The organism is Vibrio owensii CAIM 1854 = LMG 25443 (genome assembly GCF_000817815.1).
Lineage (GTDB): Bacteria > Pseudomonadota > Gammaproteobacteria > Enterobacterales > Vibrionaceae > Vibrio > Vibrio owensii.
Genome location: NZ_JPRD01000011.1, coordinates 214,529 through 231,473, shown reverse-complemented (window position 1 = coordinate 231,473; position 16,945 = coordinate 214,529). Strand labels below are relative to the sequence as shown.

At 44.3% G+C, this 16,945-nt stretch carries 14 protein-coding genes; 5 read left to right on the top strand and 9 right to left on the bottom strand.

Annotated elements, in window-relative coordinates; genetic code table 11:
- Window positions 1-15: 15 nt before the first annotated feature.
- The 4 genes from panP to H735_RS06165 all read right to left on the bottom strand — a co-directional run bounded on the left by panP (window position 16) and on the right by H735_RS06165 (window position 4,434).
- Complete coding sequence (gene panP / locus H735_RS06180) at window positions 16-1,662, bottom strand: pyridoxal-dependent aspartate 1-decarboxylase PanP (RefSeq protein ID WP_009705831.1); 1,647 nt, start codon at window positions 1,660-1,662, stop codon at window positions 16-18.
- A gap of 121 nt (window positions 1,663-1,783) precedes the next feature.
- Window positions 1,784-2,296: a hypothetical protein gene (locus H735_RS06175; protein ID WP_005442243.1), complete on the bottom strand. Its 513-nt coding sequence runs from the start codon at window positions 2,294-2,296 to the stop codon at window positions 1,784-1,786.
- Window positions 2,297-2,504: 208 nt separating this feature from the next.
- Window positions 2,505-3,410, bottom strand: coding sequence for a LysO family transporter (locus tag H735_RS06170; protein ID WP_020194893.1), 906 nt, complete (start codon window positions 3,408-3,410; stop codon window positions 2,505-2,507).
- Between the two features lie 103 nt (window positions 3,411-3,513).
- On the bottom strand, window positions 3,514-4,434 hold the full coding sequence (locus H735_RS06165) for an HDOD domain-containing protein (protein ID WP_009705833.1): 921 nt from the start codon (window positions 4,432-4,434) through the stop codon (window positions 3,514-3,516).
- Window positions 4,435-4,804: 370 nt separating this feature from the next.
- On the opposite strand from H735_RS06165, the gene H735_RS06160 reads away from it, so the two are divergent.
- Window positions 4,805-5,392: a TfoX/Sxy family DNA transformation protein gene (locus H735_RS06160; RefSeq protein WP_020194892.1), complete on the top strand. Its 588-nt coding sequence runs from the start codon at window positions 4,805-4,807 to the stop codon at window positions 5,390-5,392.
- A 211-nt stretch (window positions 5,393-5,603) separates the two neighbouring features.
- Here the strand turns inward: H735_RS06160 and H735_RS06155 are convergent, their stop codons facing one another.
- The 3 genes from H735_RS06155 to H735_RS06145 form a co-directional block, all read right to left on the bottom strand.
- Entirely contained in the window at window positions 5,604-6,152 is a 549-nt protein-coding gene (locus H735_RS06155) for a hypothetical protein (RefSeq protein ID WP_005442235.1), read from the bottom strand.
- Window positions 6,153-6,358: 206 nt separating this feature from the next.
- Window positions 6,359-6,856: a response regulator gene (locus tag H735_RS06150; RefSeq protein ID WP_009705835.1), complete on the bottom strand. Its 498-nt coding sequence runs from the start codon at window positions 6,854-6,856 to the stop codon at window positions 6,359-6,361.
- Window positions 6,853-8,793 (bottom strand): ATP-binding protein, encoded by a 1,941-nt coding sequence (locus H735_RS06145; protein WP_020194891.1) that lies wholly within the window; start codon window positions 8,791-8,793, stop codon window positions 6,853-6,855. The genes H735_RS06150 and H735_RS06145 overlap by 4 nt, the downstream gene beginning before the upstream one ends.
- A 185-nt stretch (window positions 8,794-8,978) precedes the next feature.
- On the opposite strand from H735_RS06145, the gene H735_RS06140 reads away from it, so the two are divergent.
- From H735_RS06140 to H735_RS06125, 4 genes are all read left to right on the top strand, one after another.
- Window positions 8,979-10,241, top strand: a complete 1,263-nt coding sequence (locus H735_RS06140; protein ID WP_020194890.1) for a DUF945 family protein — start codon at window positions 8,979-8,981, stop codon at window positions 10,239-10,241.
- A 131-nt stretch (window positions 10,242-10,372) separates the two neighbouring features.
- On the top strand, window positions 10,373-11,467 hold the full coding sequence (gene serC / locus H735_RS06135) for a 3-phosphoserine/phosphohydroxythreonine transaminase (RefSeq protein WP_027726589.1): 1,095 nt from the start codon (window positions 10,373-10,375) through the stop codon (window positions 11,465-11,467).
- Window positions 11,468-11,700: 233 nt separating this feature from the next.
- Window positions 11,701-12,804, top strand: coding sequence for a sugar ABC transporter substrate-binding protein (locus tag H735_RS06130; RefSeq protein ID WP_020194888.1), 1,104 nt, complete (start codon window positions 11,701-11,703; stop codon window positions 12,802-12,804).
- Window positions 12,801-14,735, top strand: a complete 1,935-nt coding sequence (locus tag H735_RS06125) for a GGDEF domain-containing protein (protein ID WP_020194887.1) — start codon at window positions 12,801-12,803, stop codon at window positions 14,733-14,735. Before H735_RS06130 ends, H735_RS06125 begins: the two co-directional genes overlap by 4 nt.
- A gap of 185 nt (window positions 14,736-14,920) precedes the next feature.
- Here H735_RS06125 and H735_RS06120 read toward each other — a convergent pair whose 3' ends face one another.
- Window positions 14,921-15,307 carry a hypothetical protein gene (locus H735_RS06120; protein WP_009705841.1) on the bottom strand — a complete coding sequence of 129 codons (387 nt, stop codon included), beginning with the start codon at window positions 15,305-15,307 and terminating at the stop codon, window positions 14,921-14,923.
- Window positions 15,308-15,858: 551 nt separating this feature from the next.
- Window positions 15,859-16,872 (bottom strand): helix-turn-helix domain-containing protein, encoded by a 1,014-nt coding sequence (locus tag H735_RS06115; RefSeq protein ID WP_027726588.1) that lies wholly within the window; start codon window positions 16,870-16,872, stop codon window positions 15,859-15,861.
- Window positions 16,873-16,945: the final 73 nt, after the last annotated feature.

Sequence of the window (16,945 nt, the reverse complement as noted above, 5' to 3'; positions counted from 1 at the left end):
AACTCACATTGGCGACTAAGAATTGAGAATGTCGTCGACAGTTTCTTCAATCTTAGCCATCAAGCTCGGTGCTTGCTGAGCAATTTCTCTTTGCTCACTCAAAACCGCGCTCAAGATATCATTGGTGGTTAATGGGTTAGCAAGAACGACGCGAAATACAATGGTGTTCATGCGTTGCCATTGGTCTGGATTCAGTCGAGTACGAGAAACAAACGACTTACCAGTTTCACGCTGACGTTTCTGAATAAACTGAGTGAGCTGGTTGATTAACTCATTAAGTTTTTCTTTCTGAACACCCTGTGCTTTATCTAATGCTGCGCGCATATTGGTTGGCAGATAGCGGTAGGTTAACAAACAAAGCTCAGGCTCAGACACCAATTCGAAGTCTTCTTGCTGGTTAATCAGATCGGCAAAGTAACGTGCTTTCTCAATACTTTGGTCGATCAGAAGCTCGTAACCTGGGCGACTGATGATGTGCATTGCTGCGTAAACCAACATTGCCATACCAGAACGAGAACCCTCAAGCGTATGACTGCCTAAGTCTTTAGAACCTTTACGCAAAATGTACTGTGCATGATGCTCGATAGACTTCATCGCATCTGGATCTTTAAACAGAACCATGCCAGCGCCCATCGGAATGTAAAGCTGCTTGTGAGCATCGATCGTTACAGAGTCGGCAAGTTCAACGCCACCAAGTAGGTGACGATGGTTGTTCGACATCAGTGTCGCGCCGCCCCAAGCTGCATCCACGTGGAAGTGGCAGTTGTGCTCAGCACATACTTCTGCAATTTGAGGTAGTGGGTCAACGCTGCCAGTCTCTGTCGTACCAGCAACACCAACCACAGCAATAGGCTTGATGTTTTGTGATTCGAGCTCGGCGATTTTTGCTTTTAGGTCGTCAACAATGATGCGGTTGTTCGCGTCTGTTTTGACGGCAACTAGGCCCTCTTGACCAAGGCCAAGAACGTCTGCTGCTTTCTTAAGAGAGTAGTGACCTCGTTCAGAAACCAAAATCGCTAAGCCTTCATAGCCATAATGCTTCATGGCTTTGAACAGACCTTCTTTCTCTACACCTTTGAATGCGCCATCAGCCTTCAGTGCTTTATTGCGAGCAACCCAAAGCGCAGTGATGTTAGCTATGGTACCGCCGGAGCAAAATGCACCCAGAGAGTGTTTCGCGCTGTGCATCCATTTACGGTAGAACTTATCGTCCTGACCATAGATAAGGCGATGCAACATACCAAGAACTTGACGCTCAAGCGGTGTGAAAGCTTTTGATGTTTCGATTTTCACCAAGTTTTGGTTCAAGGCAATCATGATCTTCGACAGCGGCATTAAGAAATACGGCAGGGCAGAAGTCATGTGACCAATAAAGCTTGGTGCAGAGGTGTGAACCGAGTGAGATACCAAGGTATCTAGCAGGTGCTCGGTATGGTCTGACACGAACTCAGGTTGCTCAGGAATCTGAGCAGAAGAAAAGTCTTTCTCAATTTCACGTAAAGGCTTTTCTTCTGCCACGATGTGTTCACGAAGAAATTGATTCAAGTTCTGCGAAAGACTTTCATCAATTTTAGTCAACGTTGAATCTGGACCTTCAGGGATAGTGAAGATCTTTAACAAGCTCTCGAAGCTAACGTCAGCGGTTTTTTGTTCCTTAACCATAGCAAAGAATCTTTGTAGTTATTTTGGTAATGCGAGCGGCACAATCTAAACCAAAACGGGCGCAAAGTCCCGTTTTAATTATTGAAACCCATATTGCTGAAATGAAATTCTAGGGTGGGATTTATTCACATTTCTGCTTTTCAATCTTAGCAATTGATTGATTATACTTGTTAAGCGCAGAATCGATCTGTTTTGGGTGGCTCAATAAGTCAGCAAACGCAGAACGTAGGTCGTAGTTCTTTGGGTGGTTTGCAGATTGACGATCGCTGAAGGTTTTCTTCGCCGCTTCACCTAGGGCATCACTGCGTGTCGCCAGTTGCTTCACATCATGTTGTTCTAGCTTCAACCATGCCTCAACCGGTTGTTCTGTCGCTACTCGGCTTGGATCGTTTTCTAGAAAATAATGTACTGCTTCACGGTTGAGTTCGAAGTGGTGTTTACGGCCTTCTAAGAACCATTGGCTAACTTCGTTTAAGTCAGGGTATTGAGTCACCGTTAGGTCTACGAGGTCTTGATACCACTGTAGAGAAGCATCAATGTAGCCATCGTATTTAGTTGCAAGACATTGCTGATCAGCAGCAAAAGTAAAAGTTGAGCTTGTAGCGAGGAGCGCCGCAACGACAAAGCGTTTCATTATTATTCCTTTTGGTTGTATTCCCTTTGTAACCCCAATAGACATATGCCTTGCCTGTCACTGATTACCGATCCAAGAGTTAAAAATTAAAGGGCTCGATAACAAAGCGGTGAACCAGAAAATTCTCATCGAATTGAGCATTTTGAGGTTACTTGGGTATTTGAATTTTTGCCGTATTGTAATGGATGTTAATGAATATTCCTGAGATCTAGCTAGCAAGAGACACAAAGAAAAGCATCATAACTGGCACTAATAAGCTCAAGATAAAGCCACTAACAATGGCAACAGGCACACATCGAACACCGCCCGTGGTTTGAATGACGGGCAGGGTAAAGTCCATCGCTGTCGCACCAGCGTAACCAATTGCTGTAGATGGATAACTGCGAATAAGCAGTGGAATAGCAATCAAAGCGACCAATTCACGCATCAGCTCAATTAAGAAAGAAGCGCCGCCAAAGATAGGGCCAAAGGCGTCACCCATCAAAATGCCAGCCAGTGAGTACCAACCAAAACCAGAGGACATTGCCAAAGCTTGATAAAGAGGAAGATCCACAATCATTGCAGCAATTACGCCGCCAAGCATGCACGTTGCAATGATCACTGTAGCAATAGCCATGCCTTGTTTATTGAGTAAAATCTGTCTAAGCGTCAAACCACTATTGCGCAGTTGAATGCCGATAAAGAAAAGCAAAAGGAATAAAATCCATTCACTTGCTGTATCTACCCAAGACAAGCCAATAGGAAGAATCAAGCCAGCGATTAGGCCGCCACCGACAACGACGACAAGCTTGATTGACTCTAAGGCCATTGATGAAAGGGGAAGCTTCTTTTGATTCTGATCGGTTTGCAAAGGAAGCAACTTATCGACCAAAGGTAAAGCGAGTAGGTTGCAGGCTCCCAAGCACACAAAGAAGGTGCCCGCGTATAGAAGGATGGTTTGTAGATTGCTACCTAAATTATCCAGCGCAGCCAAACTCAAGCCCATCAGGGAAAGAATGACGTAAATAAGGTACGACGTCGATTTATTGATCTTCTCCAATACTGACGCGCGAGAAACTGGAATTAAATAACCCACCACGAGTGGGGCGAAGATAAATAGCATCCCTGAGAACATAAAGCCCAATGATTCCTTTCTGGATAAAGTACAACAGAGCCACGAATCAACGTATCAGAATACTATCTGACGCTTATCGTGGCTTGGTTTGAAGCTGGTAAGATTAAAGACCGCTTGCGCTGAGTACTTCTTTAATTTCACTTTGGAAGTCAGTATCACTCATATTACTGAGATCGTACAAGACTTCTGCACCTGTTAAATTAAATTCTACTTCGTGATCTTCAATGCGTTCATCTTGATTGCGGAACATTAATAGATGGTTTGCGATACGAGCAATATCTAAATAGCTTACTTCAGGGCGAGCAGACTCGAACTTCTCATTCGAGGAGACTTCACGGAAATCATTATCAAAGCCCCATTTTTCTAGCACTAATTTACTCGTAGCAGAACAGCGGGTTTGGAATATTTGTAGCGCGATATCGGCATCAAGGTAGTTGCCGCGATCGAGATAGAGGTGGTATTCATTGATTAGGCAGAATAAGCCAATGTCGGCTAACAAGCCAACCAGCAGTGCCTTTTCTTGCTCCAGATGCCCATAGGTCGCCGGTTCATGCTTACGAAACTCTTGAACCACTAACACCATGGTTGCACCAAGCTCACGTGAAACCGCGGCACTTTTCACCAAGATGCTATTACACTCTTTGGTTAGGTTCACAGAGTGCTTCAACTGTTCAATCGCTTGCGCGGTGACGATATCCCTCACTCGAAGAATCCCAAGGCGTGAAACTGCCGTCGTTAGGTCATTGCATGTAATGTTGCGACGATTAAAGATGACAGAGTTTGCCACGCGAACAACAACCGCAGCCAAACCTGGATCTTCCAGTAAGGCATTTGCTACATCTGCAATGGTCGTGTGTTCTTCAGTGCAAAGTTGTTGGATCTTGAGGACGACATCTGGGATGGGAGGAAGGGAAATTTTACCAGTAGAAATCGATTGTTCTACCAGCTGAGCGAACTCAGATTCGAGTGCCTTTATGAGCTTATCTTTATTATTAGGTAGCCAAAAAAATGATAAATGTTCCATTATGACGCTGTGCTTGAGAGCTTTCGTACAGTGTACCCTCACAGTATGTTAGTTATCAATTAAATACCTAATTCGCTCTCGCAATTGCCGTATTAATCACCATGATGCTTATTTTTTGGCACTTGCTGCGTCAAAAAAACATCGGGTGAAGATAAGTAACTGTGAAACTAATCACGTATGTTGAATTTGTAGTTTGGCATCTGTGACATAGATCCTAACTTATTTTTCAACGTTAAGTATGATTAAGACAGTTGGTGAGCGCAATTCACAAAAATATCGCCAACATAACGACAATTTTTAATCGCTATAAGCTGCTGTTCAATCTGGTGACATCGCTAATCGGGGTAATTTATTCCAATTAAAGAGGTCAATGGACATGACAGACCAAGCTTTTTTTAACTATGTAAGCAATTTTAATGAGTACCAAAAACGTTCAATGTTTGGTGGTATTGGTTTATTCAGCAATGACGCAATGTTCGCGTTAGTAAGTAACGACTGTTGTTATTTACGCGGCGGAAATGGGTTGGATGATGAGTTTACTCAACTAAACTGCGAAAAATATAAGCACGTCAAAAAGCAAACGACGGCAACCGTAAACTATTACGACGTAACAGACCTGTTTGATTCAAGCTTTGATGGGCTAGACGAACTGTTACAAAAATCAATTGAATGTTCTATTAAGGAACGCAAATACCAAAAGTCTTCCGCCAGTAGACGTTTGCGTGATCTGCCAAATATGCAGTTGACGCTCGAACGCATGGTGAAGAAAGCCGGCATTGATGATGTCGACACATTTTTAGAACTTGGACCGGTAGAAGTGTTCAACAAAGTCAGAGTTGCTTACGGCAGTGACGTTGATGTGAAACTTCTATGGAAATTTGCCGGTGCGATCGATGGTATCCACTGGAAATTGATCCAAGAGCCACGCAAAAAGCAATTGCTAGCGATGTGCGAGTAAGGCGCTTTAGTTTCACGATGATTGACTCGTTTAGGATGAAGTTAGCGAGTCATAAAAGGTGAGTGTTGAAAGCGACAAAAGGAAGTTGATGCTTTTAGCCACTTCATTAGAGTTAGTCATTGCTACAAATCAGTTATTAGAAAAGAAAAACCGAGGCAGATGCCTCGGTTTTTTTATTTGTGCTTCTAGGGCTGTTCAATCAAGGGATTGATTAGAACTTGAAGCGAGTAGTGAACATCACTTGGTCACCGTAGAAGTCGTTAATGCGCGCTTCTGCACCTAGAGAGAATAGCTCTGTAGAGTGGAAACGAGCGTAAACAGAACCAATCCAATCGTCATCGTTATCGATAGATACGTAGCCTGCTTTACCACCCACTTCTAGTTGTGGACCAAGCCATTGGCGTACACCAAGGTTCAGTTCCATACCAACGTCTGTGCTGCTAGAGTTTGATGGTTGTACAACACGCATTAGCATTGCACCTGTTAGGTCAGCCCAGTTGTTTAGTGGAGAGTGGAAGCCAAAACCCGCTGCTGAATCGAAATCGCCATCGAACTCAGAATCGATGCGTGCAATCACGTGTGCATTTGGGTGGATTGATTTGCTGAAGCCAGCACCGAATGTTACTGGGCTTGCACCAATGCGAGCTTCCATGTAGTCGTAGCTAAAGTTGCTCATTGTTGCTGGAGCGTTGTAGTCGTTCGCAGCTAGAGCTTGGCTAGATGCCAGCAAAAGGGCAGCGGCTAATAGTGTTTTACGCATAACTAACGATAAACCTTGTCTTATAGTTCCATGGATCCAAGTAACCACTTGAACCGTAATCTGATTTGTTCGACATCATAATAAAAACCAAGGGCGACGACCAACAAAAAAGTGTCGATGTTTTGTCAAATGAGTCAATTGTGCCAAGTTAACAGCAAAAAACGCGCCATGTTGGGGTGACGCGGCGCGTTTTTGTGTTTAAAGGATTATTCGCCGAAGCTTGCTCGTCTATCTGCCATGGCGTTAAGAATCGATTCTGCGTCTAAAATAGAAGTCCAGGATAGGAGGTTATCATCGTTTTCTATCATAAAAGCAGTCAGTTGCGAGACGATCGCTTCTCTTAATTCTTCACCTTTCCAAGGTTTTGCAATGTAGTAATCAAGACTTGCGTGATTCACCGCTTCTACAGTGTCTTCAAGCCCTGCTTGTCCAGTAAGGAGTACTTTTCGAGCGGATTTAGTGTCACCATTTTGACTGAGCTCGATTAAGAAGCTGATGCCTGTCTGCTCTGGCATGATGTGGTCACACAGAATTAAGGCGAGCTGAATACCATCTTCCGCCATTTCTTCAATCACTTGTTTGGCTTCCGTTACGGATTCCGCGCCTTCTACCACAAAGTTATCTTCAAATGGGATCAAATCCTGAAGGACACTATCCAAGACTTCTCTTTCATCATCCACACATAAAATCAGATATTTAGTCATGCTTCATCTCCTTCTTGAGTGATAGGTAACCAGACGGTCATGCAAGTGAAATGGTTGAGCTTAGATTCCACTTCTATCCAGCCTTTATGGCCCGCCATGATTTGTTGGCAGATAGAAAGTCCGATTCCTAAACCGAAATTACCTTCTTTCTTAGTTGTAAAGTTGAGTTCAAAAATGGCTTTTTGTTGTGATTCTGGAATGCCACATCCGTTGTCTTTGAATGAGATGACGGCATAAGTTTGACTGTCTTTTTCGACCAATCTCGACTGAATTACCAATTCCCCTTTGTCTGGGAAAGCATCAATCGCGTTGGAAATAAGATTGGTCCACACTTGCTGCAGCGCAATCGGCTGGCAAAGGGTATTTGGTAGCTCAGCATAGTCGGTCGTGACCTTGTGCATTTTGAGTTTGTTTTCAAAGATCACCAACGTATCTTCTATGCCTTCATGCAGGTCTGCAAAATGCAAACTCTCATCATCAGAGCGGGCGTAGCCCTTCAAGCTTTTCACCATGTCAGCAATCCGAGCGGCACACACATTTATCGAACGCAGAGAGGCACCAACTTGGTGATACTGCTCTAGGGTTCCCAAGGTGTGCAGTGATTCGGTTTTTTGACGGTTGAGCTGCGTTATCAAGGTTTGGTTCGATTCGAGTCCGAGATTAACGACTTTCTTAGCGAGCGCTCTGTCGGGAAGGTCGGTGCTAAGTTGTTTCACTCGTTCCCGTAGCTCGGCCGTAGAAGCGGGTTTGACGCGTTGGGCTTTGGTCAGTAAGGCAACGCCTTTTTCTTGAATGTCATGGCTAGGAAGTTCTTTAAGCAGATTCTCTAATGTCAGTGTCAGGTTTTCTACACCCCGCAAAATTGCCGCAATAGGGTTGTTCAGCTCATGAGCGACCCCAGCGACAAGCTGGCCAAGCATTGCCATCTTTTCACGCTCGATTAATTGCTGGTGGGCGGATTCTAATGACTCTAAGGTTTTTTGCAGTTGTAGCTTGGTATTAATGCTGCGCTGCAAACGTCGGTTGAAATGGCGCAGCAACAAATTAGTAAACAAAGGCAGCAAATTTGAATCGCTCTGCATTACCTTCCGAAAGACTTTTCGATCCAGCTTGATCACTTCGGTTTTGGTGAGCGTTAAGGCTGTCGAGAAGGAACTTTCTCCAGTAACAAACGACATGCCGCCGACAATGTTACCTTTCGAATGTCGAACCACTTCGCGCTGCATACCAAGCTCGTCGCGTTTATAGAGTGCCACTTCACCGCTGGTAATAAACCACAAGAAGCTGTTTGGTTCGCCTTCTACCGTGAGCAAGTGTTCTGGTGAGTAGGTACGGCAAGCCTTGGTATCGTCATTTTGTTCAAAGAAATGTTGCAGAGCACTGATGACTTGTTCTGCCAGTTCTCCGTCGGAAAGGGCGTGATAGTCGTTTAGGAAACCAGCTTGGTAGTTACTCATCTGATTTTCGATGTGCGCACGAAGCAACTTGTGCTGGTCGAGAATTTGGCTGTAGCTGAGTAAGTCTTCTCTGTCGTAACGCAGAATAAATTGGGTGAGCTCTTTCTGTGCTGTATTGAAAAGAACCTTGTCAGGGAGTGGCTTAGTTAAGCAATGGTCGAGTCTGCCTTCGTTGACGGCGGTTAAAATGGCTTCAATATCTGAAGAACAGCTGATCAGTATTTTGCGCGCTTGTTCAGTATGAGGCTTGCGATCCAAGCCAATGAGGAAATCGACGCCGTTAAAATGTGCGTGATGACTGGCAATAACGAGTGCCACTTTTTGCTCTCTTTCTTCGAGATATTCGAGAGCGCTCTGTGCTTCTTCTATTGATTCCACAGAGAGAATATCAAACTTACTTGAGAAGGCTGACAACTCCAATCGAAACTGTTCGGCACTGATTGGATTGTTGTCGAGGCACAATACAGCGTAACGGTTCACAGCGGTTTGAGCTCCGGTTAAAACTTGGCACTAACAACATATCAATTAAATGTAAGAATGGGTGGGAGCTGGGTATTATTCTCGATTAATGAACTAAAATAACCATCAATAGTCTGATATATCTCAATGTTTTATCCGCTTTGGGTTTGGGTTAGACTGAGCACAAATACTCAATAAGTGACGTTATGGAAAATCTAAAAAAAATCGGTGCCATTGGTGGCGCTATTTCTCTTGCGCTATGTTGGCCGCTAGCGGTTGGTCAGATTGGTCAAACTATCATTGAAGATGGTATCGCCAACATGAACGATGAAATGGTCAAAGGTGAAATCGTGGAATATGACCGCGGTTACCTGTCTTCAGTCGTTCTGACGCGTTACACCGTTGTCGACCCAGAAATCAAAGCGCAGCTTGAGCGCGATGGTCTGCCGACTGCATTTGATGTAACCAGTGACGTGACTCATGGTTTAACAAGCCTAAGTGCTGACTCTAAATTGGTGGATGCGGACTTCTTACCGCTGACGATGCACAGCAAAACCCAGTTGAACGGCAACACCGATTTTACGTTGGATCTTGCTAGCTGGAATTACCAGAATGATGCTCAAGGTATGCACCTTTCTTCAAGCCCAGCTCAAGTGAAAGGTAATGTAACGGTACTGGGTGATTTGAACTACCAAGTGTCGATTCCTTCGGTACAAATTGATTTTGAAAATGGCGAAGAGATTCACCTAACAGAGCTAAAAGGTGAAGGCAAAGGTAAGCAAGCAAAAGGTTACTGGCTTGGTGAGCAGTCTTTCTCACTACAAAAGCTAGATATCGTTGATGCGCAACTTGCTCCTATGTTCCTGATTGAGAACGCAAGCTACAGCGGCAATACCTCTCTGAACGAAGCGGGCGATAAGCTGAGCACGAAACTGGTGCTGGATGCGAAGCAAATGCGTTTAACAGATGGCACAGACGTTGATAACTTTAAGTTGGATTTTGCTATTGGCGATGTAGACAGCAAATCTTTCGATGAAATCATGTCAATTTACCAAAGCTCGCCAATGCTGGATGAGCAAGAAGTACAAAAACTATTGCCACACATTGATACGTTGTTTAGCAAAGGCTTCAACCTATCTGTGAATGAGTTGTCTTTGGCATTTGGTGAAGGCAAGTTCCGCAACGAATGGCAATTGTCTGTGCCTCAAGGTACTGACCACATCACTCAAGACCCAATGAAGTTGATGACGGCGACAAATGGTTCTCTAAATACTTACTTCTCGGATGAACTCGTGGATCTTTACCCGTTCATTCAAGAAAGTGTGGATGAGCTGATGGTGATGGAGCTTATCCAGAAAAAAGACAAAGGTTATGAACTAAAAGCGCAAATTTCTGATGGGAAATTGAAGTTCGAAAACGGACAAGAGTTTCCTTTAATCGCACTGCTTATGCCAGCCTTGATGCAATAGAGAAGTTTACAAAGTAAGTTTTTAGCTTTTTCAGTTTAAAAAGAGGTCGTAAGACCTCTTTTGTTGTTTTTATCCCTGCAAAAACGTGATATTAATTTCGTAATCTTTACTTAGCAGGAGCAATGAGCATCATGGAACAAAATACGGACAACGTATTTAACTTCAGTGCAGGGCCAGCAGGTCTGCCAAAAGCAGTCATGCAGCAAGCACAAAAGGAGCTAATCAACTGGCAAGGTCTTGGTACTTCAGTGATGGAAATCAGTCACCGAAGTAAAGAGTTCATCAAGGTTGCAGAAGAAGCAGAGCAAGACCTTCGTGATCTTCTGAACATCCCAGACAACTACAAAGTACTGTTTTGCCAAGGTGGTGCTCGTGCTCAATTTGCCGCTGTTCCACTTAACCTTTTAGGCGATGCGGAAACTGCGACTTATATTGATGGCGGTTACTGGGCGGAAAGCGCAGTAGCAGAAGCGAAAAAGTACTGTGAACCAGACGTCTTCAACGCAAAGGCGGTTATCGACGGCAAAGCAGCTGTATTGCCAGCGGCAGAATGGAAAATTTCTCCTGACGCGGCTTACGTGCATTTCTGCCCGAACGAAACCATTGATGGTATCGAAATCAACGATATGCCAGTGACGGACAAACCAATCGTTGCTGATATGTCTTCAACCATTCTTTCTCGTGAAATCGACGTCTCGAAATACGGCGTGATTTACGCGGGTGCGCAGAAGAATATTGGTCCTTCAGGTATCGCTATTGCGATCGTTCGTGATGATCTGCTTGGTCTAGCGAAAGAAGTACTACCAAGCATTTTGGATTACAAAGTGTTGGCAGAGAAAGAGTCAATGTTCAACACGCCACCGACGTTTGCTTGGTACCTATCTGGCCTCGTATTCAAGTGGTTGAAAGCGCAAGGCGGCGTAAAAGCGATTGAACAAGTAAACCGTGACAAAGCTGCACTGCTTTATGATTACATTGACCAATCAGACTTCTACCGCAATGGTGTGCATTCTGCGAACCGTTCTCTAATGAACGTACCATTCCAACTTGCTAAGCCTGAGCTAGACGGAACGTTCTTAGAATTGGCAGACGCAAAAGGGCTGAAAGCGCTAAAAGGTCACCGCGCAGTTGGCGGTATGCGTGCCTCTATCTACAACGCGATGCCACTAGAAGGTGTACAGGCCCTTGTCGACTTTATGCGAGAGTTCGAGCAAGAATACGCTTAATCGCGACCTGTGATACAATCCTTAAAAGCGTCGCATTAGCGGCGCTTTTTACTTTCTGCAGAATCGTGATTTTCTAATGGAAGCACACGCACATTTCCAAATGGCGATTTTGAACAACCATCCGCTGTTCGCTATCTTTGTAACATCATCAATTTTCGAGAAATCTAGTGAGAAACCTCTGTCTGACATTTCTGCTGTGCTTATCTTCCTTTGTAAATGCACAAGAGATCCAAGTGTGGAGCGGTATTGAGTACTCAACCGTTGCTGAGATCCAAGAGCGTTTTGAGGCAGAGACGGGTAACAAGCTAGCGATTCGTGAGTTTGACGTAAACAACATTCGCTCAGAGCTGTTATTAGCGAAACAGACAGGGATTACGGTACCTGATGTGATTTGGGTGCCTTCAGATTTTCTAGGGCTACACGATTATTTCGATTTGGCTAAAATCCCTTCGAGCTGGATTGATGAAAAGAGTATTGAGCCAAAAGCGCTAGAGTTGGTCTCGGTTGATGGAGCCATTTATGGCGTGCCTCTTGGATTGGGCAATCACCTTGTGTTGTACGTGAACACAAAGCTAACCAAAGATCTTGAACCGACGTGGGAAGAGCTACTCGAAGAAGCTGAGCAGGGAAGAACGACGCTCGCGATGCAATATCCGAATATGTATTTTTTGATGTCGTTTGTTCCAATGTTTTCTGACCATCGTTCTAAACCGGTTACAGACATTGACGTTGGTGCTTTAGCTGCTGCGCTGAAGTTCTATGGTGAGCTTCCTGTCGTCGGCGTTTTAAAAGGCGAATACGGCCAAGATCAGGCACGACAGCAGTTTATCGATGGTGAAGTGGCGTACTTAATTGATGGTGACTGGGCGTTAGGGGAGCTTAAACAACACTTTTCAAAAGAGCTGAAAATCAGCGGCTTGCCGACTTACAACAACCATCACATGCATTCGTTAAGTGGTGGCAAAGTACTGGCGTTTAATGCTGAAGCGATGGCAAACCCAGACAAGCGCCAAGCCATGCGAACCCTAGCGACGATTGTACAGAAACCTGAATTCATCGAAGACGTTATCATCAACCAGAACCTGATTTCGACCAACCGCTCAATCAATCGTAAATGGTACGACGCAGACAGCACTTACTACAGCGATCTCTATACTCAGTTGACCCCGGCTTATGTTATGCCGAGTACTGTCGAAATGGCGGTGACATGGGAAGCGTTGATTCGTGGCTACAAACGTTTTCGCGCGGGCATGCCTGCTGAATCCGCAGCTGAGTTTGTGGTGGATTTCATTAAAAAGCACTCTCAGCATATCCATAAACGTAGGAAGTCATCATGATAAGTTTACGTAACATCCTAACTTTGATTGTGGTGCTAGGGTCTTTGCTTCCTGCTTATTGGGTTGGTACCAGTATGATCGAAAAACACCAAGAAGATCTGCTGGTGGAGAAAGAGATCAAGCTTGTTAATACCAATCAAGGTATCAAGAAAACAGTGACGGAAGATCTGACGTTCGTCGCGAACTTAACACGTTGGTACTCCAAAGACCGTTTGTTGGTTCAAGGGATGGATAACGTGCTGTATTCAAGCATCATCTGGCAGATGATCGAAACGTTTGAAGAATTGGCCGTTAACGTCAGTACCACATATATCATCGATAAAAACTGGCAGCCAATGTACGAAAGCAATGGCTCCGTTTACCACTTAGAAACCAGCAAACTGCTTAACAAAATACGCGCCGCTAGCGACGTTTATAAGCAGGGTAAAATGTTCCACACCACTTACTTTGATGAAGGGTTAGTCTTGGAGGGGGGACAAAGTGGAATTGCCTTCGTTAGTCCGCTTTTGCCGTATACACTGTTGCCTGGATCAGAGTATGAGCCGCAAGGTTATTTGGTGGTGTTGGTTTCGTACCAAGATTTGATTCGTATCTCGCAGCCTTTCCTCTATGCGCAAGAGAGCGTGAACTTCCACTACGGTGACATCAACAAGCTAAAGACGGATAACTCTCGCCATGTGAGTGAGATAGAGGTGAACAACAGTAACTTTGTTGAGCCGCTTGAAGTCACTATGGTGCACACTGTTTCTGACGCTGTGCGTAACCAAGACCTTATGCGTTCGAAGCAACAGCTGCTCAATATTATCATCGCGACGCTCATAGTGACTCTTTGCTTTGCGATTGTGGCAAGCCGTTGGTTGACTCAACCCATCAGGAAGATGGAGCGGGTGGTACGTAGCTTTAAAAACAACAAGCGCCCGGATCTTCAACCCAAGCAGTTCCAATTTAAAGAGTTTAGGCAATTGATGAGATTGCTCGACTCGTTGTGGCTTCAATTGACCAATCACATGGATGAATTGGAGATAAGAAACCAAGCACTGCGAAAGGCAAACCTGCAAGTTCAAGAAACCAACGCACAGTTAGCGAATTTTAACCAAGAGCTAGAGCATCGCGTTGATGAACAAACGGCAGAGTTACGTGCGAACTTGACCCGAGAAGAGGCGCACCAAGCTAAATTGATGACCTTGATTAACTTCACCACCAGCCATGCAGGTGTGGGGTATCACGCGATTCCGGAAGTGATTAATTCAGGTTTGATCAAGCTCTTCCCTGATTCAGACATGCGCTTTAGCTTTGAGAAACCGGATTGTGAACGCGTCAAAACGATGCGCTCATCAACGGGTTCTGAGTTGGGTTACTTCGACTACGGCACTTATTCGATGAACGAAGAGGAAGGCATCCTTCTAGAGCTATTCAAGAAGCAGCTCTACTCTTGGCTTGAATTGGAAGAGTTCGCTCGTCGAGATAAGCTCTCCAAAAGCTTTAACCGAAAAGCGTTTGATGAAGACTATGAGTATGCGCGCCAGTCTGTTGCTCAGGGGCGTTGGCGTAGGATGTCGATTCTTATCATCGATATTAACGGATTGAAGACGTTGAATGATACCTACGGGCACGATCGTGGTGATCTGTTGATTGCAAAATCCACCCAACTGATTAAGACGGTACTTCAAGGTAAGCACGCCCTGTATCGAATTGGTGGCGATGAGTTTGCGGTGATTGCACAAGATATGAATGCCGCAGCATTAGATGAACTGATTTCGGCTTTGGAAGCATCTCAGCAAGACAAATGGATAGAGCTATCAGGGCAAAACCGTCACCCAGTTCAGTTCTCTGTTGGCGGTGCATCGAGTGAGTCAGTGGCGCTGGAAAATCTGTTCTCAATCGCAGATGAGGCCATGTACGAGAAAAAACGCGCCTTCTATCAAAAGTAAGCCGCTATTGGAGTAGGGCATAGATATCAGGTCCTATTAATCTAGCGCTACTCGCCTGAATACAAAAAGCCCTTGTTGTCCGTACAGCAAGGGCTTTTTATTTGAGTATGGTGATGCAGTTATTACTTATTGTTGCTTCAGAGCCTTAGCTGTTGCTTTGGGAGCTCTTTACTTCATCAATGACTCTACTTTAAATGCAAGGTTAATGGCTTTGAGACTGCGATAGATTCAATCGGTGAAGCGTCATCAAGTGGGTAAGAAATGCTAGAGCTAATAATTCCTGCATTGTAGAGGCAGTACACAAGATCCAATTTGATGTTGTTCTGCTCTAATTCCACACCCGTAAATACCGAACCGCAATCCGAGATCTCGGTAAGGTTCACCGCCTTTTGCAACGATATTTTTAGTAGACGATCTTCTGCGTCGTAGCTAAACGCTCTTACTGCAAAATCATCAATGTCGATAATGGACTGATTTTCCTCGTCAGTATCAAGAAAAATTGGATTTACTTTGTCCCTGTATCGGATTGAGAGCGTTCCGTGCAAATCAAATGGGTAGCGAATCTTTTTCATGCGTTTCACCTGTGAATAAACGTATAGCACTTTAACGCTTCATCTTAACGACTATGAAGCTTGATAAGATAGCATTTAGAAATTGATACATACCCCTATTGCTAAGTATGGGGATATTCAATGAGTTGCGTTTGTTTTTTGTACGATACGCTATCGATTAAGAAGTGATACTTAATGAGTTCTCAACGCGGATATGCACGGATTAAATGCTCTAACTTAATCAATCCTAAGCATATTATAAAAAGCTAAACTGTTATCTGCCTACGTAATGCAGCAAATAGGATTTAGAATGGAAACCAATAAGTCAGAGCGTTCAAGTTTCTAGCTAAAGTTTCTCAGTAACACGCTCTGGATACATTACCGTTGAACTCGTTGATGGCCGTATGCGTGATGTAAGGTCGAAAACTAAATTCGGGCGACGTGGATAATAAAAAGGCCAATCACAACAGGTTAGGAGGGAGAGTCTGCTGTTATTGACCTTTTGATGAACAGTATCGTTCAAGCACAGAGCGGGGCAGCTGAATGCCGAAACTTTCGTTCTTTGTCGCTAATTAACAAATGCAGTCAGGGTGCTCCGTACAGGTGTCACACTGGCGGTGAGTGCAAACGCCGCAACAAGTGAGCAAGTAGAGAAACTCGGGCTGCGTGAACAGTTCACTGGTTTCAATATACATGATCGCTCTGGTGTAACGCTTAGACCCGACTTTAATCGCACCAACTGGGTTTTCACCTTCGTAAGCGGCGACACTAAAGCCCATTTTGAGCATAACATCGACAGAACTCTTGAGTGTGACACTCGCGTAATAGTGATGAATATGCGCATTTTGAGCCAAAAAGGTAAATTCAGTGTGTAACTGCCTTCGGAAAACACGTTCATTCTTCGAGTGTTGACTGATGGCGTAGTAAGAATATACCCCTTTATCTTTCAGCGGTTTGGTGAGTCTTAGGTCAATGACATCGATCGGTAAGCGGTTCTTCTTCACTCGATCAATTTCATTCTCTAACGTTGGCTCGGTAAAAAACATGCCAATGTTATGTCCTACTAACTCTCCTCGAGAAAGATACTTGTAAGCAATTGCGCGACCATCCTTTTGGTATTCCACCAAATCGATAGTAGCTAAGTTGTGCTTAATGTTGAGCGACTTCAATTGATTGTGGAAGTTGTTCAAACTGTGAATAAACTCTTGTTCATTACTTTGGCTGAGCTCTTCCTCTTCAATATTATTGTGCTCTACCGGACACGGAGTATTGTAATCAATCCCCGAGATGATCGACATCGCGTCCTGGTAGCGTTGCTTCAACGACAGTTCAAATTGCTCAACTTCATCCTTTAAAGATGAGTCTAATCCCAAACTGCACAGATAAGGCAGCAAGTTGTTTTCAAACGCTCGTAGGACTCTTACTCGACGGCTTAAGCTTGGTTGAGTAATGCCCCGTTCCCATCGACTGAAAGTGACACAGTCTATATTAGCTAAATCACCACCTAATAGATTTAACCTTATCGATGCTTGCTCCTGAGTTAACCCTAATGTGGTTCTTATTGCTTTTAGATAACTCCCGAACACTTTACTTTCCCCCATAGGTTTAAAACATGTCCATAGCTAATTCTTATTTTTCGTTTAAGTTATGTGCATGACA